Genomic DNA, 15,432 nt, shown 5'->3' on the forward strand with positions numbered 1-15,432 from the left:
GCGCGCGGGCTCCCGCGACGAGCTACGTCGTCGCGGTCCATCAGCCGTGTCGAGCTGGAGACGGTGACCGCGGTCAGCAGCTCGGCCAGCTCCCGACGTGCAGGCGCCTCGAGGGCCCCCAGGCCCACGCGCCGCAGGCCGAGCAGGCCGCGCCGCAGGCGCCGCAGCAGGCCGGCTCGCGGCGCGCCATGGTCGCCGAGATCCAGGCCGAGGCGCAGGCTGCGCAGGCGGCACCGGTGGACCCGGACGCCGCCGTCGCGATGGACGACGCCGAGGTCGACGCCGAGTCGGGTGCGGACCTGCTGGCCCGCGAGCTCGGTGCGCGCATGATCGAGGAGATCCCCAACGAGTGAGGCCATCCGGCCCACCCCCACCCACCTACTTCCCATCCCACCTCGAGGTGACCTGACATGAGCAACAACCCCTTCGACGCGCTCGGCGGCGGCCCCGGCGGCCTCGACCTCGGCGCGCTGCTGCAGCAGGCGCAGCAGATGCAGGAGGACCTGATGGCCGCGCAGCAGCGCCTCGCCGAGACGACGGTCGAGGGCAGCGTGGCCGGCGGCATCGTCAAAGCGACCGTCAACGGCAGCGGTGAGCTGATCGGCGTCTCGATCAGCCCGGACGCCGTCGACCGGCCGGACGACGCGCTGGAGGGCGGCCTCGAGGATGCCCTGGACGACCTCGGCGACCTGATCGTCGCCGCCTACCGCGACGCGCGCGCCCAGATCGACAAGCTGGCCGAGGACACCCTGGGGCCGCTGTCCGGCGGCATGCCCGAGATGCCCGGCATGCCCGGCCTGCCCGGGGAGCCCGGCACGCCGGGCCAGCTCGGGTTCTGAGCGCCGCCCACCAGAAGGATCGGAACCACCCCGCATGTACGAAGGCGTCGTCCAGGACCTCATCGACGAGCTCGGCAGGCTGCCCGGCGTCGGACCGAAGAGCGCCCAGCGGATCGCGTTCCACCTGCTCCAGGCCGACCCGGCCGACGTACGGCGCCTCGCCGACGTGCTGATCGAGGTCAAGGACAAGGTGAAGTTCTGCTCGATCTGCTTCAACGTCGCCGAGGACGACCAGTGCCGGATCTGCCGCGACCCGCGGCGCGACCCGACGGTGCTGTGCGTGGTCGAGGAGTACAAGGACGTCGTCGCGATCGAGCGCACCCGTGAGTTCCGCGGCCGCTACCACGTGCTAGGCGGCGCGATCTCGCCGATCGACGGCATCGGTCCCGAGCAGCTGCACATCCGCGAGCTGCTCACCCGCCTCGGCGACGGCACCGTCACCGAGGTGATCCTGGCGACCGATCCGAACCTCGAGGGCGAGGCGACGGCGACGTACCTCACGCGGATGCTGGGCCCGTTGGGGTTGCGCGTGACCCGTTTGGCGAGTGGACTGCCGGTGGGTGGCGACCTGGAGTACGCCGACGAGGTCACCCTCGGCCGGGCGTTCGTCGGCCGCCAGTCGGCCACCTGAGCACAGCACGGAGCACAGCACCGAGCACAGCACCGAGCACAGCACGCGGACGGGAGGAGGAACGCGGATGACCGAGAACGGGACCGAGCAGCTGCCGGGGCTGGCGGCGCTCAACGCGCTGATCGCCGCGGAGACCGAGACGGTGCGGCTGGCCGACGACATCGCGGCCTCGATCCGCTCGTTCCTCGACGGCCTGCGCACCATCGCCGCCGAGGCGACCGGCGGCCAGGCGGTGGCGCTGCTGCTGCTCCAGATCGGCCAGATCTCCCTGACCGGGGCGCGCCTGGGGGTCTACCGCGACTTCGAGCCGCGCGAGGAGTTCCAGCCCGACGACGGCCCCGACCCGGACCCCGACGACCTGCGGATGCAGCTGGCGGGGATCCTCGGCAACGTCGACACCTACAGCTACGTCTTCGACCCGTACCAGCCGGAGCTCGTCGAGGGACAGCTCTCCGACGACCTGGCCAGCATCGCCGCCGACCTGGAGGTCGGCCTGCGCCACCACGCCGCCGGCGACGTCGAGGAGGCGCTGTGGTGGTGGCAGTTCTCCTACGTCTCCTCGTGGGGCGCGCTGGCGGGCGCGGCGATGAAGGCGCTGCTCTCGGTGGTCGCCCACGACCGCCTCGACGTCGACGTCGACCTGCCGCTGGAGCGCGAGCAGATCGAGGCGGCGTCCGCGGCGCTGGACAGCGGCGGGGCCGACTGAGCCGCGTCGGTAGAATCAGGCCGTCCCCGTCGCGGGACGAGTCCCTTCCCCGCAGAGCCAGGAGTGAGTCCGCCAGTGGGCATTGTCGTGCAGAAGTACGGCGGCTCGTCGGTCGCCGACGCCGCCGGCGTCAAGCGCGTCGCACAGCGCATCATCAACACCAAGAAGCTCGGTCACGAGGTCGTGGTCGTGGTCTCGGCGATGGGGGACACCACCGACGAGCTGATCGACCTGGCCAACGAGGTCTCGCCGCTCCCGCCCGCGCGGGAGCTCGACATGCTGCTCACCGCCGGTGAGCGGATCTCGATGGCGGTCCTCGCGATGGCCATCCAGAACCTCGGCCACGAGGCGCGGTCGTTCACCGGCTCCCAGGCCGGCGTGATCACCGACGACGCCCACGGCAAGGCCAAGATCATCGACGTCACCCCCGGCCGGATCCAGGCCGCCGTCGACGAGGGCGCGATCGCCATCGTCGCGGGGTTCCAGGGCGTCTCGCAGACGACCAAGGACATCACCACGCTGGGCCGCGGCGGCTCCGACACGACCGCCGTCGCGCTCGCGGTGGCGCTCGGCGCCGAGGTCTGCGAGATCTACTCCGACGTCGACGGCATCTTCACCGCCGACCCCCGGATCGAGCCGACCGCCCGCAAGGTCCCCCGGATCTCCTACGAGGAGACCCTGGAGATGGCCGCGCAGGGCGCCAAGATCCTGCACCTGCGCTGCGTCGAGTACGCGCGCCGCTACGACATGCCGATTCACGTCCGCTCGTCCTTCTCGGAGAAGGAGGGCACCTGGGTCGTCAAGGCCGAGGACGTCGCACAGGAGGACCACATGGAAGCCGCGATCATCACCGGCGTCGCCCACGACCGCAGCCAGGCCAAGATCACCGTGGTCGGCGTGCCCGACAAGCCCGGTGAGGCCGCGGCGCTGTTCCGCGCCGTCGCGGACGCGCAGATCAACATCGACATGATCGTGCAGAACGTCTCCGCCGCGGCGACCAGCCTGACCGACATCTCCTTCACCCTGCCCCGCGGCGAGGGCCAGACCGCGATGACGGCGCTGGCCGGCCTGCAGGACGCGATCGGGTTCGAGAGCCTGCAGTACGACGACAGCGTCGGCAAGGTCTCCATCGTCGGTGCCGGCATGAGCTCGGCGCCGGGCATCTCGGCCCGCTTCTTCGAGGCGCTCTCGGACGCCGGGGTCAACATCGAGATGATCTCCACCTCCGAGATCCGGGTCTCCGTCGTCGTGGCGGAGTCGCAGGTCGTGGACGCGGTCAACGCCGCGCACGCCGCCTTCGACCTGGGCTCGGACGAGATCGAGGCCGTCGTGTACGGCGGGACGGGACGCTGATCGGCATGGGTATCAACATCGGCGTCGTCGGCGCGACCGGCCAGGTCGGCGTCGCGATGCGCCAGATCCTGCTCGAGCGGGACTTCCCGGTCGACCAGGTCCGCTTCTTCTCCTCGGCCCGCTCGGCCGGCAAGGTGCTCGCCTTCGGTGACCGCGAGGTTGTCGTGGAGGACGCCGAGACCGCCGACCCGACCGGGCTGGACGTCGCGCTCTTCTCGGCCGGCGCGACCGCGTCGCGGGCGTTCGCCCAGCGGTTCGTCGACGCCGGCGTGATCGTCGTCGACAACTCCTCGGCCTTCCGCAAGGACCCGTCGATCCCGCTCGTCGTCTCCGAGGTCAACCCCGAGGCGGCCGCCGACGTGATCGCCGCCGGGCGCGGCATCATCGCCAACCCGAACTGCACCACGATGGCCGCGATGCCGGTCCTCAAGCCGCTGCACGACGAGGCCGGCCTGGTCCGGCTGATCGCGTCCACGTACCAGGCCGTCTCCGGCTCCGGCATCGCCGGCGTCGAGGAGCTGGCCACCGGCGTCGCCGGGGTCGGCGAGAAGGCCCGCGAGCTGGCGTACGACGGGGAGGCCGTCGCCTTCCCCGAGCCGGGCGTCTACCGGCGGCCGATCGCCTACAACGTGCTGCCGTTCGCCGGGAACCTGGTCGACGACGGCCTGAACGAGACCGACGAGGAGCAGAAGCTCCGCAACGAGTCCCGCAAGATCCTCGGCATCCCCGAGCTGCGGGTCTCCGGCATCTGCGTGCGGGTGCCGGTCTTCACCGGCCACTCGCTGGCGATCAACGTCGAGTTCGAGCGCCCGATGACCCCGGAGCGGGCGACCGAGCTGCTGGCCGCCGCCCCGGGCGTCGAGCTGGCCGACATCCCGACGCCGCTGCAGGCGGCCGGCAAGGACCCGTCGTACGTCGGCCGGATCCGCCAGGACCCGGGCGTCGACGGCGACCGGGGCCTCGCCCTGTTCGTCTCCAACGACAACCTGCGCAAGGGCGCCGCGCTCAACACGGTGCAGATCGCGGAGCTCATCGCCGCCTCCCGCTGACCCCCGACCCGCGAACAGGCACTCGGGGCAGCGCGAACCGGGGGTTGGGGCGCGCCGAACAGGCACTCGGGGCAGCGCGAACCGGGCCTGAGGGCGCGCCCAACCGGGGCATAGGGCACCGCGAACCTGGCGCGAGCCCCGGTTCGGCGCGGCGCGAGCCCCGGTTCGGGCTGCCCTCACCCCCGGTTCGGGCTGCCCCGAGCCCCGGTTCGGCTAGGCGGCTGGGTCCACGAACGTCCGGGTGACCCACGCCGAGGCCAGGAAGGCGCCGACGCTGAGGGCCGGCACGACCAGGATCATCGACCAGTGGTCCATCACGTCGACCAGGAACAGCAGTGAGACCACGGCGACGAGCCCGACGGCGAGCAGGCTGCTGCTGCCCGGGTCGGGGACCTGGAAGGTGCGCAGCAGGGCGCTGCCCAGGTACACGCAGACCACGAAGGTCGCGAGCAGCAGCAGGAAGCCCGGCCCGCCGCCGCAGCTCGCGGTGCCGCGGACGGCCTCGCAGCCGCGCAGCGAGAGCCAGGTCAGCAGCACCAGTGCCGCGCCGACGACGACGCCGGTGAGCGCCGCCGCCCGGTAGACGCCGAGCAGCGGCTCCTCGTCCTCGGCCCGCTCGGGCGGCGGGGAGAGGGTCTCCCGGGCGAACCCCTGGAGCCTGGTCCGCCAGCTCGGGGCCGGCGGCGCCGGCGTGGGCTCCGCGGCCGCCACGACCTCGGCCCGCGCCTCCGGGGGCGCGACCGTGAGAACCGCGGTCGGCTCCGCGTCGACGACCGCCGCGGGCTCGGCGGGCTCGACCACCGCCGCGGGCTCGGGCTCGACCGGGGACTCGACGGCCGGCGACTCGGCCGCCGGCGACTCGGTCATCGGCTCGTCGCTGGCCCGCACGGCCTCGACCCCCTCGACCGCCGGCTCCGCGGGTGCCGGCGCCGCCTCGACGGCGGGCTCCGCTGCGGGCGCCGGGGCGGCGTCCTTCTTCTTCCGCCCGAACAGCCGGGGCGGCTCCAGGGTGAGCCTGAGCTTGTCCTGCTCGTCAGACATGGTGTGCAGTGTGTCACGCTGTCGCAGGAAACATCAGCAGTCGAGACGGACGGGTCCGGACCATCTCGGCGGCGCCCGCCGGCGTGACAGGATCGCGGACATGGCGATCAACCCCACCGGTGCGGACCTGAAGGCGTTCCTCGAGGCCGACCCCGACGCACCCGTCGTGATGCTCAACCTGCTCCGGTTCGCCGAGGGCGGCGGCCGGAGCTACGGGCAGTACGGCGAGACCGTGATGACCACCCTGCTGCCGCGGTACGGCGCCGAGGTGCTGTACGCCGGCAAGGGCGACTCCCCGCTGGTGGCCGAGGCCGGCCAGGAGTGGGACGCGGTGATGCTGGTCCGCTACCCCTCGCGCCGGGCGTTCGCCTCGATGATCGCCGACCCCGACTACCAGGCGGTGACCCACCTGCGCACCGAGGCGCTGGTGGAGGCCGTGCTGCAGCCGACCACGCCGACCCTCTGACGGCGCGGGTCACCGGCCCGCCGGTCAGGACGCGGCCGCGGCGAGGAGCTCCCGGATCTCGGCGGCCTTCGGGACGCGCCCGGAGACGAGGACCTGGTCGTCCACGACGAGGCCCGGGGTCGCCATGACCCCGTAGCCGGCGATGGCGGCGTAGTCCCGGACCTCCTCGACCTCCGCCTCGAGGCCGAGGGAGTCCAGGGCCTCGCGGGTGGCCTTCTCGAGGTTCTTGCAGTTGGTGCACCCGGGTCCGAGGATCTTGACGATCATGGTGGTTCCTTTCTCTGAGGTTCGGGGCACGTCGGGTCAGGCGAGCAGCAGGTTGAACAGGTAGCCGACGGCGACGATCCCGGTGGCGACGACCCCGATGAAGACGGCCAGGAGCGGCGGCCTGAGCACGCGCCGCAGCAGGATCATCTCGGGCACCGAGAGGGCGACGACGGCCATCATGAAGGCGAGCAGCGTGCCCATCGGAAGGCCCTTGTCGTACAGGGCCTCGACCAGGGGCAGGATCCCGGCGGCGTTGGAGTACAGCGGGACGCCGATCAGGACGGCGACGATGACGCCGAAGGCCGCGCCGGGGCCGGCGTACCGGGTGAAGAGGTCCTCGGGCGCCCAGCCGTGGATGACGGCGCCGACGCCGATGCCGACCAGCAGGTAGGGCCAGATCCGGCGCAGGATGCTGCCCACCTCCTCGGCGGCCATCTGGATGCGCTGGTCGAAGGTGAGGCCGGCGGTGGAGTCGATGACCTGCCCGCCGAGCCTGGTCTCGAAGACGAACGGCTCGACGTGGCGCTCGAGTCGCAGCCGGCCGATCACCCACCCGGCGGTGATGGCGATCGCCAGCCCGGCGCCGACGTAGGCCAGGGTCACCCGCCACCCGAACAGGGTGAGGAGCAGCCCGACGGCCACCTCGTTGACCAGCGGGCTGGCGATCAGGAAGCTCATCGTCACGCCGAGGGGGACCCCCGCGGCGACGAACCCGATGAACGCGGGGACGGCGCTGCACGAGCAGAACGGGGTGATCACGCCCAGGCCGGCGGCCATCACGTTGCCGACCCCCTCGCGCCGGCCGCCGAGCAGGGCACGGGTGCGCTCCACGCTCATGTAGGAGCGCAGGATCGTGATGACGAAGATGATCCCGGTCAGCAGCAGCGCGATCTTGACGGTGTCGTAGAGGAAGAAGTGCAGCGACTCGGTCAGGCGGGCCTCCGGATCCATCCCGGCCGCGTCGAGGAGGCGGTCCCACACCCAGCCGTTGACCCAGTACGCCGCGGCCCAGACGGCCACGATCGCGAGCATCACGGCACCCCGGCCTCGGGTCGAGGTCGGCAGGTGCTCCATCACCGCCATCCCTTGCCTCCCTCCGGGCACCGGCAGCGCTCCGTTCAGGCACCTCCAACTCTAGTTCCGGCGCGACCCGCGGGCGGTGTGAGAAAAGAGACGCCGGCCGCCGCGGTGGCCGGCCCGGTCACCGGTCGGGCAGGGGCGCCGCGTGCCAGGTGCGGATCGCGTCGCCGACCAGCGCCGGGTCGTCGCACATCGGGAAGTGCATCCCCCAGGGCACCACGCACGTGGTGGCGTCGGGGCGCAGCCGGCGCCACCGGCGCTGGAAGCCGAAGTAGTCGCCGAGCCGGCCGAAGACGGTCAGCACCGGCCGGTCGGCCAGCCGTTCCACGGCGACGGCGGCGGCCGCACCGACCTCCGGCTCGGTGACCGCACCCCGGAACATCCGGTGGGTGAACCGGCGTGCGGAGCGGTCCCGCATCCCGCGCCGGCAGGCGCGGCGTTGGGCCCGGGTCATCGACCGGCCCACCCCGAACCGGCCCGCGCTGCCCCACGCCAGGAACCCGGTCAGCGCCGTGACCTCGCGGACCACCGCGGAGCCCATCACCCGCAGCGCCCAGCGCACCCGGCCCCGCGGCGGCCACGCGAAGGTGGCGACGCCGACCAGCCCGGCGATCCGCTCGGTCCGGCTCGCCACGGCGGCCAGCGCGGCCAGGCCGCCGGTGTCGTGGAACGCCAGCGTCACCTCGCGCAGGTCGAGGGCGTCGACCAGCGCGCCGATCGCCGCGGAGGCCCGGGACAGCGTCTGCTCCGCGGGCGGGGTGCGCTCGGAGAGGCCCGCCCCGGGGACGTCGAGGGTGACGCAGCGGAAGTCGCCGCGCAGCTCCTCGATCAGGCCGCCCCACACCATCGACCACAGGCCCACGTGCACCATCAGCAGCACGGGACCGTCGCCGCCGGTGTCGGAGTAGACCATCGTCCTGCCGTCGACCCGCAGCGTCCGCAGCGGCGTCGGCCAGACCTCCTCGGGCAGCCAGTCGGGTCGTGGCGCCACCGCGGTGGGGGTCGTCGTACGTGTCGTCCTCGTCGTCTTCTCGCTCATGCCCCACAGGACGGCCCGGGTGCCGGGAGTGTGACCTCGGGGGGCGATGTCACATCGCTGGCCGCTCGCCCGTCCTGACGGGCAGGGTGGGAGCACGAGACGGGAGCACCATGGACGAGCCGGCGGCGGACGCGGACCCGCGGACCGAGCGCGCCTGGCGCGAGCACCGGCGCCGGGTGCTCGACATCGGCTACCGGATGCTCGGCACGCTCGCGGACGCCGAGGACGCGCTGCAGGAGACCTACGCCCGGCTGGTCCGCCACGGCGCCGAGGGGATCGACGACGTCGAGGGGTGGCTGGTCACCGTCGCCGGCCGGGTCTGCCTGGACCGGCTGCGCGCCGACACCGTCCGGGCCCGGTACGTCGGCCCGTGGCTGCCGGAGCCGCTGCTGGAGCTCCCCGGCTCGGAGCCGGACCCGGCCGACCGGGTGACGCTGGACGACACGGTCCGGATCGCCCTGCTCGCGACGCTGGAGCTGCTCACCCCGGCCGAGCGGCTGGCGTTCGTGCTGCACGACGTCTTCGGGCTGCCGTTCGAGCAGGTGGCGTCGATCGCCGGCCGCACCCCGGCGGCCGCCCGCAAGCTGGCGAGCCGGGCGCGGGCGACGATCCGCGAGGACCCGGAGCCGCGGTTCGAGGTGCCGGACGCGGACGCGCGGGCGGTCGCCGAGGCGTTCGCCGCCGCGTGCGCGACCGGTGACCTCGCGGGCCTGATGGCGCTCCTGGACCCGGAGGTGGTCGGGGAGTTCGACTCGGGAGGCCGCGTGGCCGGGGCCCCGCAGGGCCCGCTGGTGGGTGCGGAGGTGGTGGCCGGCGTGCTGGTCCGCACGCTGGCGGGCGCCGGCGCCTCCTTCGCCACGGTGCCGGTCAACGGCCAGCCCGGCGTGGTGGTCAGCCTGCACGGGCGGGTGATGGCGGTGATCTGCCTGGAGACCGACGGGGAGCGGGTGGCGGCGATCCGGGCGATCGGGAACCCGGAGAAGCTGGCGCGACTCGACCGGGTCAGGTGAACTCGAGCCGCCTGCGGCATCACTCGATGGTTCGCAGCAGGCCGTCCCCGGGCCGCATCCGCGGGCCGAAGGTGTTGAAGATCCGGGCGATCCCGGTCCGGAGGCCGTGGGTCCGCCGGTGCGCCACGGTCGCCGCCTCGGCGAACCGCTTCGCCTCGTCGTAGACCGAGCGCGGGCCGATGGGGTTGGTGTTGCCCCAGTAGGTCTCCGGCTGCGGGTGCACCAGGGGGTCGCCGTACACCTCCGAGGTCGAGGCGAGCACGAACCGCGCCCCGTGGTCGCGCGCGACGCCGAGCGCGTTCAGGGTGCCCAGGGAGCCCGCCCGCAGCGTCTCGATCGGCAGGGCGGCATAGTCCAGCGGGGACGCCGGCGAGGCCAGGTGCAGGACCAGGTCCACCCGGTCGGCGGCCGGGAGGGGCTCGGTCACGTCGGCCTCGACGAGCTCGAAGCCGTCGGTGTCGAGCAGGTGGGCGACGTTCTCGGTGCGGCCCGTCGCGAAGTTGTCCAGGCAGGTCACGCGGTGGCCGAGCGCCAGCAGCCGCTCGCACAGGTGGGACCCGACGAAGCCCGCGCCGCCGGTGACCAAGGTCGAGGTGTGCGCCACTGAGCCCCTTCCACGGCGGTCGGATCCGGGGGACCGGATGCTACCGAGGACGGCGGGCCCGCGCGTCCCCAACGGCGGTGATCCGCATCCGACGGGTGGCCGCACCTTCCGCCGGGGCGCCCGGACGGCGAAGATCGGAGCGTCACCCGCCCGCCCCCGGAGGTGCCCGATGCGCCGAGCCGCCGTCGTACCCGTCCTCGCCCTGGTCCTGGTCGTGCTCCCGGCCGCGCTGCTCGCGGCGTGCGGCGAGGAGTCCGGGGGCGCGGCCTCGGGTGACGACCCGGCGACCGCGGCGGCCCCGAGCACCGACGACCTCGACGGCACCTTCACCTCCACCGCGGTCCAGGGCCGCGAGCTGGTACGCCGGACGCAGGTCACGCTGCACTTCGAGGACGGCCGGATGGCGGTGCGGGCCGGCTGCAACACGATGTCGGCGGCCTACGAGGTCGACGACGCCGGCACGCTCCGGTGGACCGACGCTCCGGTGTCGACGATGAAGGGCTGCCCCTCGGCCCTCGCCGCGCAGGACCGGTGGCTCTCCGACCTGCTCTTCGACGGGGTGGCCGCGACGCTCGACGGCGACGCGCTCACGCTCTCCGGCGACGCGGCGGGCGAGGAGGTCGTGATCGACCTGGAGCGGGGCTGACCCGGCCGGCGGCGACGCCCCGGGACCGGCGAAGGGCCCGGCGCCACCATCGGTGGCGCCGGGCCCTTGCACAGCGTCGGGCTGACAGGATTTGAACCTGCGGCCTCCTCGTCCCGAACGAGGCGCGCTACCAAGCTGCGCCACAGCCCGCTGCGGTCTCAGGTCTCCCTGCGACCGGCGCAACCATACCGGAGGGGTTCAGCGAGGACGCAATCGAGGCCGCCCATCGGACGTGCGTCAGGTCGCGGGGTGGTCGGCCGGGAGCAGCGTGAGGACGATCGCCTCGGGACGGCAGGCGATCCTGACCTGCGCGTACGGGCTGGTGCCGAGCCCGGCGGAGACGTGCATCCAGCTCGACCCGGGGTCACCGGGTGCGGAGTCCGCGGGGTGGCGGTGCAGGCCGCGTGCCCGCGCGGGGTCGAGGTCGCAGTTGGTGGTCAGCGACCGGCCGCCGGGGAGGCAGACCTGCCCGCCGTGGGTGTGCCCGGCGATGATGCCGTCGTAGCCGTCCCGGGCGAACTGGTCCAGCACCCGCAGGTACGGCGCGTGGGTGATGCCCAGGCGGAGGTCGGCGCCGGCCTCGGCGGGCCCGGCGACGGCCGCGAGGTCGTCGTAGGACAGGTGCGGGTCGTCGACGCCGGCGAACGCGAACGTGGTCTCGCCGACGGTGAGCGTGGTGCGGCGGTTGGTGAGGTCGAGCCAGCCGGCGTCGGTCAGGCCGGCCGTGAGGTCGCGCCAGGGCAGCTGCGGCTTGTCGATGTGGCGCTTGCCGTTGTCGGGGAGCAGGTAGCCGAAGGGGTTGCGCAGGCTCGGCTCGAAGTAGTCGTTCGAGCCGTGCACGAAGACACCCGGCCGGTCCAGCAGGCCGGCCAGCGTGTCCAGCACGACCGGCACCGCGCCGTGGTGGGCCAGGTTGTCGCCGGTGTCGACGACCAGGTCGGGCTCCAGGGCGGCCAGGTCGCGGATCCACTCCTGCTTGCGCGCCTGGCCGGGCGTCATGTGGATGTCGCTGAGGTGCAGCACCCGGAGCGGCTTCATGCCGGCCGGCAGCGTGCGCACGTCGTAGCGGCGGAGGACGAACCGGCGGGTCTCCCACACGCCGTACGCGGTCAGCGCGGCCCCCGCCGCGCCGCCGGCGGCGACGGCGCCGAGGAGGCCGGGGAGGAATCGCATTCGGCAAGGCTGGCACATCACGGCACAATCGGGCGCATGAGCACCCTGAAGGACCGTCTCCACACTGACCTCACCGCCGCCATGAAGGCCCGCGACGAGGTCCGCACCTCGACCCTGCGGATGGTCCAGGCCGCGATCACCAACGCGGAGAAGGCCGGCAAGGTCGAGAAGGAGCTCACCGACGAGGAGATCGTCTCGGTGCTCTCCAGCGAGGCGAAGAAGCGGCGCGAGGCCGCGGTCGCCTTCGAGGACGGCGGCCGCACCGAGAGCGCGGCCAAGGAGCGCGCCGAGGCCGCGGTGATCGCCGACTACCTGCCCGCGCAGCTCTCCCCGGAGGAGATCGCGGACGTCGTCCGGGCCGCCGTCGAGCAGCTCGGCGTGGCCGGCGAGGGCCCCAAGGCGATGGGCCGCGTGATGGGCGTCGTCCAGCCGCAGGTCAAGGGCCGGGCCGACGGCGCCGCGGTCGCCGCCGAGGTACGCCGCGCGCTGGGCGCCTAGGGCCCGCCCCGCCCCGATCCCGCGAGGGGCGCCGCCCCGCCCGTCCGGGCGGTGCGGCGCCGCCGCTCAGCGGCTGCGGGTCAGCGTCCGCGTCCGGGGCCCCGGCCGCCGCCGTTGTTCCCGCCGTTGTTCCCGTTGTTGCCGTTGTTCCCGCCGTTGTTGTTCTTGGGCTTCTTCGGCGGGACGTACGGGGTGCCGTCGGAGACCTTCAGCGTGACGGTGCTGCCGGTGCCGAGCATGGTCCCGGCGCCGGGCTCGGAGTAGGCGACGGTGCCCTCGGCGAGGCCGGAGTCGACGTACCCGCCGTTGGTGACCAGGAAGCCGGCCTCCTCCAGCGTGGCGGTCGCCGACTCCACGGACTGGCCGGCCACGGACGGGACCGGCACCAGGACGCCCTTGATCTCGGTGGCCGAGGGCTTGGTGAAGGAGTCGCCGGGCAGGTACTGCGCGACCGCCTTGAACGTGTCGCCCCAGATCGGGCCGGCCGTGGTCGAACCCGAGGTCGACCGGTAGTACCCGGCGATCGTGACCCCGTCCAGCGAGATCGGCGAGCCGACCGAGTTCACGCCGGCGACGACGGCGGAGCCGGCGAGGTTGGGCGTGTAGCCGGTGAACCAGACCGACTTGTTGCCGCTGGAGGTTCCGGTCTTGCCGCCCGAGGGGATGCCCGGGCTGAGCGCCGCGCCGAAGCCGCCGGGGGCGGTCACGCCCTTGAGGACGTCGTTGACGGCGTCGGCGACCGCGCTCGGGATCACCTGGTTGCACTTGGACTCGTACTTCTTCAGCACGTTGCCGTCGGCGTCCTCGATGCTGGTCACCGGCCGGGAGTCGCAGTGCAGGCCGCGGCCGGCGAACGTCGCGTAGGCCTCGGCCATCTCCAGCGGGCTGGCGTCGGGGAAGCCGAGGGTGAACGCGGGCCGCATCTCGTTGGCCCGGTCGGTCAGCCGCACGCCCATCTTCTTCGCCAGGTTGAACGGCTGGCACAGCCCGGTGCGCATCTCGAGCTGGGCGAAGAAGGTGTTCACCGACTGCTGGGTGCCCGTGTAGAGGTTCGGGTTGTGCGCCTGGCCGTCGAAGTTCTTCACGTCCCACACGTTCGGGCCGTACGGCGAGCCGTCGCACATCCGGTACTTCGACTCCTGGGCGAACATCTGGGCCGGGGAGTTGATGGTCGTGTTGAGCGGCACGCCCTGGTCGATGGCGGCGGCGAGCACGAAGGTCTTGAAGTTCGAGCCCGGCTGGAAGCCGTTGGCGTCGCCGTACTCCTTGGGCACGGTGTAGTTGAGGTAGCTCTGGCCCGGGCCGGAGCCCATCGGCTTGGACTGCGCCAGTGCCCGGACCTCGCCGGTGCGGGGCACCACCAGCGTCATCGCGCCCACCGCGGAGTCGGTGTTGAAGACGTGGCTGGAGACCGCGTCCTGCGCGGCGGTCTGCATCTTCATGTCGATGGTGGTCTTGATGGTCAGGCCGCCGTTCCACAGCAGCCGCTCGCGGGCCTTCTTGGTGTTGCCGAGCGCCTTGTCGGTCATCAGGTAGCGCACGACGTAGTCGCAGAAGAACTGCGCCGGGGAGTTCACGCAGCCACGCGGCTTGGGCTGCACGTCGAGCCCGAGCGACTGCCGGCCCACCTTCCGGGCGCGCTTGTCCTTGATCACGCTCAGCTCGGCCATCCGCCCCAGCACGACGTTGCGGCGGCCCTTGGCGCCCTCGGGGTTGTTGGTCGGGTTGAGCGCCTCGGGGCTGCGGACCAGGCCGGCCAGCATCGCGGACTGGGCGAGGTCGAGGTCCTTGGCGTTGACGCCGAAGAAGTGCTGGGCGGCCGCCTGGATGCCGTAGGCGCCGTCGCCGAAGTAGACGGTGTTGAGGTACTGCTCGAGGATCCAGTCCTTGGAGTGGTGCTTCTCCAGCGCGATCGCGTAGCGCAGCTCCCGGATCTTGCGGGCGTAGGAGTCGTCGGTGGCGCGACGGATCTCCTTCTTGTTGCCGTTGGCCTGGGTGATCAGCGTCTGCTTGACCAGCTGCTGGGTGATCGACGAGCCGCCCTGGACCACGCCGTTGGCGGCCTGGTTGGTCAGCAGCGCGCGCAGCGTGCCCTTGATGTCCAGGGCGCCGTGCTGGTAGAAGCGGTAGTCCTCGATCGCGACGATCGCCTTGACCATGGTCCGCGAGATCTGGTCGAGCGGGACGTTGACCCGGTTCTGGTCGTAGAGCGTCGCGATGACCTGGCCGTCCTTGTCCAGGATCTCGGTGCGCTGCGGGAGCCGCTCCGTGGCCAGCTCCTTGGGCAGCTCGTCGATCGTCTCGGCGACGTTGCGGGCGCTGAATCCGAGCACGCCGGCGAACGGGATCGCCAGGCCGGAGACGACCACTCCGAGGACGGCCGCGACGGCGACCATCACGCCCAGGTGCGAGAGCACCTTGAGCGGCGGGAGGCGGTCCATCCTGGGTCGAGGCATGCGGAAAGGGTACGGGAACAGCCCTTACTGTCAGAGTTGAAGCCACGGAGCGGGTCGGGCTCTGCTATGACCTGCAACGACATCCCCTCGAAACAACCGCCTAGTCATTAGTGACTAGCAATCTTGGGCCCAATGAGGCCTATCGGGACTTGACGTATTCCTTTACTTTGTCTGCACGGGGCTGGGAACCAAGGCGCTGTGGGGGCGTCGTCCCGGCTCCAGACGGGGACGATTCACATGTGGGTTGAGGATTGGGCGCTCCGCGCCGCCTGCCGTGACGAGAAGCCGGACCAGCTCTTCGTTCGAGGTGCGGAGCAGAACAAGGTCAAGCAGGTCTGCGCGGGATGCACCGTGCGGACCGAGTGCCTGGCCGAGGCTCTGGACAACCAGATCGAATGGGGTGTCTGGGGCGGTATGACCGAGCGGGAACGTCGCGCGCTGCTGCGCCGCCGCCCGGGCGCCTCCTGGCGCAAGGTCCTCGAGTCTGCGCGTGACGCGCAGCTCGCGAACGGTCACTGACGCCCGTTCACGAACGGTACTGACCCCCGGGGCCGTGACCCCGGGGGTCGGCCGT

General features: G+C 72.6%; 17 protein-coding genes, 1 tRNA gene and 1 pseudogene. 11 read left to right on the forward strand and 8 right to left on the reverse strand.

What is annotated here, in order from left to right:
- From ABLM29_RS13905 to ABLM29_RS13930, 6 genes and pseudogenes are all read left to right on the forward strand, one after another.
- Positions 1–353, forward strand: a pseudogene (locus ABLM29_RS13905) (hypothetical protein); the annotation flags it as partial.
- A gap of 57 nt (positions 354–410) precedes the next feature.
- Positions 411–839, forward strand: coding sequence for a YbaB/EbfC family nucleoid-associated protein (locus ABLM29_RS13910; protein WP_349714719.1), 429 nt, complete (start codon positions 411–413; stop codon positions 837–839).
- A gap of 34 nt (positions 840–873) precedes the next feature.
- Complete coding sequence (gene recR / locus ABLM29_RS13915) at positions 874–1,470, forward strand: recombination mediator RecR (RefSeq protein ID WP_349714720.1); 597 nt, start codon at positions 874–876, stop codon at positions 1,468–1,470.
- Positions 1,471–1,537: 67 nt separating this feature from the next.
- Positions 1,538–2,176 carry a DUF5063 domain-containing protein gene (locus tag ABLM29_RS13920; protein ID WP_349714721.1) on the forward strand — a complete coding sequence of 213 codons (639 nt, stop codon included), beginning with the start codon at positions 1,538–1,540 and terminating at the stop codon, positions 2,174–2,176.
- Positions 2,177–2,251: 75 nt separating this feature from the next.
- The gene (locus tag ABLM29_RS13925) at positions 2,252–3,529 is read left to right on the forward strand and encodes an aspartate kinase (protein WP_349714722.1); all 1,278 of its coding nucleotides are present in this window, start codon (positions 2,252–2,254) and stop codon (positions 3,527–3,529) included.
- Positions 3,530–3,534: 5 nt separating this feature from the next.
- Entirely contained in the window at positions 3,535–4,578 is a 1,044-nt protein-coding gene (locus ABLM29_RS13930) for an aspartate-semialdehyde dehydrogenase (RefSeq protein WP_349714723.1), read from the forward strand.
- Between the two features lie 213 nt (positions 4,579–4,791).
- Here the strand turns inward: ABLM29_RS13930 and ABLM29_RS13935 are convergent, their stop codons facing one another.
- Positions 4,792–5,619 carry a hypothetical protein gene (locus tag ABLM29_RS13935; RefSeq protein WP_349714724.1) on the reverse strand — a complete coding sequence of 276 codons (828 nt, stop codon included), beginning with the start codon at positions 5,617–5,619 and terminating at the stop codon, positions 4,792–4,794.
- Between the two features lie 100 nt (positions 5,620–5,719).
- On the opposite strand from ABLM29_RS13935, the gene ABLM29_RS13940 reads away from it, so the two are divergent.
- The gene (locus ABLM29_RS13940; protein ID WP_349714725.1) at positions 5,720–6,085 is read left to right on the forward strand and encodes a DUF1330 domain-containing protein; all 366 of its coding nucleotides are present in this window, start codon (positions 5,720–5,722) and stop codon (positions 6,083–6,085) included.
- A 24-nt stretch (positions 6,086–6,109) separates the two neighbouring features.
- On the opposite strand, the gene ABLM29_RS13945 is transcribed toward ABLM29_RS13940, so the two are convergent.
- From ABLM29_RS13945 to ABLM29_RS13955, 3 genes are all read right to left on the reverse strand, one after another.
- Positions 6,110–6,352 carry a thioredoxin family protein gene (locus tag ABLM29_RS13945; protein ID WP_349714726.1) on the reverse strand — a complete coding sequence of 81 codons (243 nt, stop codon included), beginning with the start codon at positions 6,350–6,352 and terminating at the stop codon, positions 6,110–6,112.
- Between the two features lie 36 nt (positions 6,353–6,388).
- Positions 6,389–7,426 (reverse strand): permease, encoded by a 1,038-nt coding sequence (locus ABLM29_RS13950; protein WP_349714727.1) that lies wholly within the window; start codon positions 7,424–7,426, stop codon positions 6,389–6,391.
- A gap of 127 nt (positions 7,427–7,553) precedes the next feature.
- Positions 7,554–8,471, reverse strand: a complete 918-nt coding sequence (locus ABLM29_RS13955; protein ID WP_349714728.1) for an alpha/beta fold hydrolase — start codon at positions 8,469–8,471, stop codon at positions 7,554–7,556.
- A 110-nt stretch (positions 8,472–8,581) separates the two neighbouring features.
- Between ABLM29_RS13955 and ABLM29_RS13960 the strand changes: the two genes are divergently transcribed.
- Entirely contained in the window at positions 8,582–9,481 is a 900-nt protein-coding gene (locus tag ABLM29_RS13960; RefSeq protein ID WP_349714729.1) for a sigma-70 family RNA polymerase sigma factor, read from the forward strand.
- Positions 9,482–9,500: 19 nt separating this feature from the next.
- Here the strand turns inward: ABLM29_RS13960 and ABLM29_RS13965 are convergent, their stop codons facing one another.
- Positions 9,501–10,085: an NAD-dependent epimerase/dehydratase family protein gene (locus tag ABLM29_RS13965; protein WP_349714730.1), complete on the reverse strand. Its 585-nt coding sequence runs from the start codon at positions 10,083–10,085 to the stop codon at positions 9,501–9,503.
- Positions 10,086–10,254: 169 nt separating this feature from the next.
- On the opposite strand from ABLM29_RS13965, the gene ABLM29_RS13970 reads away from it, so the two are divergent.
- Positions 10,255–10,731: an META domain-containing protein gene (locus ABLM29_RS13970; RefSeq protein WP_349714731.1), complete on the forward strand. Its 477-nt coding sequence runs from the start codon at positions 10,255–10,257 to the stop codon at positions 10,729–10,731.
- 76 nt (positions 10,732–10,807) lie between these two features.
- Here ABLM29_RS13970 and ABLM29_RS13975 read toward each other — a convergent pair.
- Positions 10,808–10,881 (reverse strand) — tRNA-Pro (locus ABLM29_RS13975).
- A gap of 87 nt (positions 10,882–10,968) precedes the next feature.
- Positions 10,969–11,904, reverse strand: a complete 936-nt coding sequence (locus ABLM29_RS13980; protein ID WP_349714732.1) for a metallophosphoesterase — start codon at positions 11,902–11,904, stop codon at positions 10,969–10,971.
- Between the two features lie 36 nt (positions 11,905–11,940).
- Between ABLM29_RS13980 and ABLM29_RS13985 the strand changes: the two genes are divergently transcribed.
- Positions 11,941–12,402 (forward strand): GatB/YqeY domain-containing protein, encoded by a 462-nt coding sequence (locus ABLM29_RS13985; protein ID WP_349714733.1) that lies wholly within the window; start codon positions 11,941–11,943, stop codon positions 12,400–12,402.
- A gap of 80 nt (positions 12,403–12,482) precedes the next feature.
- On the opposite strand, the gene ABLM29_RS13990 is transcribed toward ABLM29_RS13985, so the two are convergent.
- Positions 12,483–14,858, reverse strand: a complete 2,376-nt coding sequence (locus tag ABLM29_RS13990; RefSeq protein ID WP_349714734.1) for a penicillin-binding protein — start codon at positions 14,856–14,858, stop codon at positions 12,483–12,485.
- A 237-nt stretch (positions 14,859–15,095) separates the two neighbouring features.
- Here ABLM29_RS13990 and ABLM29_RS13995 point away from each other — a divergent pair, with 237 nt between their 5' ends.
- Positions 15,096–15,377, forward strand: a complete 282-nt coding sequence (locus ABLM29_RS13995) for a WhiB family transcriptional regulator (protein WP_349714735.1) — start codon at positions 15,096–15,098, stop codon at positions 15,375–15,377.
- Positions 15,378–15,432: the final 55 nt, after the last annotated feature.

Origin of the sequence: Nocardioides sp. YIM 152588, from assembly GCF_040191335.1 — a bacterium.
In the GTDB taxonomy this organism is placed as follows: domain Bacteria; phylum Actinomycetota; class Actinomycetes; order Propionibacteriales; family Nocardioidaceae; genus Nocardioides.

Excerpts from the sequence above, each read along its gene's own strand:
- ABLM29_RS13910 (WP_349714719.1), top strand. The coding sequence starts at position 411 with ATGAGCAACAACCCCTTCGACGCGCTCGGCGGCGGCCCCGGCGGCCTC.
- recR (WP_349714720.1), top strand. The coding sequence starts at position 874 with ATGTACGAAGGCGTCGTCCAGGACCTCATCGACGAGCTCGGCAGGCTG.
- ABLM29_RS13920 (WP_349714721.1), top strand. The coding sequence starts at position 1,538 with ATGACCGAGAACGGGACCGAGCAGCTGCCGGGGCTGGCGGCGCTCAAC.
- ABLM29_RS13930 (WP_349714723.1), top strand. The coding sequence starts at position 3,535 with ATGGGTATCAACATCGGCGTCGTCGGCGCGACCGGCCAGGTCGGCGTC.
- ABLM29_RS13935 (WP_349714724.1), bottom strand. The coding sequence starts at position 5,619 with ATGTCTGACGAGCAGGACAAGCTCAGGCTCACCCTGGAGCCGCCCCGG.
- ABLM29_RS13940 (WP_349714725.1), top strand. The coding sequence starts at position 5,720 with ATGGCGATCAACCCCACCGGTGCGGACCTGAAGGCGTTCCTCGAGGCC.
- ABLM29_RS13945 (WP_349714726.1), bottom strand. The coding sequence starts at position 6,352 with ATGATCGTCAAGATCCTCGGACCCGGGTGCACCAACTGCAAGAACCTC.
- ABLM29_RS13950 (WP_349714727.1), bottom strand. The coding sequence starts at position 7,426 with ATGGAGCACCTGCCGACCTCGACCCGAGGCCGGGGTGCCGTGATGCTC.
- ABLM29_RS13955 (WP_349714728.1), bottom strand. The coding sequence starts at position 8,471 with ATGAGCGAGAAGACGACGAGGACGACACGTACGACGACCCCCACCGCG.
- ABLM29_RS13960 (WP_349714729.1), top strand. The coding sequence starts at position 8,582 with ATGGACGAGCCGGCGGCGGACGCGGACCCGCGGACCGAGCGCGCCTGG.
- ABLM29_RS13970 (WP_349714731.1), top strand. The coding sequence starts at position 10,255 with ATGCGCCGAGCCGCCGTCGTACCCGTCCTCGCCCTGGTCCTGGTCGTG.
- ABLM29_RS13980 (WP_349714732.1), bottom strand. The coding sequence starts at position 11,904 with ATGCGATTCCTCCCCGGCCTCCTCGGCGCCGTCGCCGCCGGCGGCGCG.
- ABLM29_RS13985 (WP_349714733.1), top strand. The coding sequence starts at position 11,941 with ATGAGCACCCTGAAGGACCGTCTCCACACTGACCTCACCGCCGCCATG.
- ABLM29_RS13990 (WP_349714734.1), bottom strand. The coding sequence starts at position 14,858 with ATGCCTCGACCCAGGATGGACCGCCTCCCGCCGCTCAAGGTGCTCTCG.
- ABLM29_RS13995 (WP_349714735.1), top strand. The coding sequence starts at position 15,096 with ATGTGGGTTGAGGATTGGGCGCTCCGCGCCGCCTGCCGTGACGAGAAG.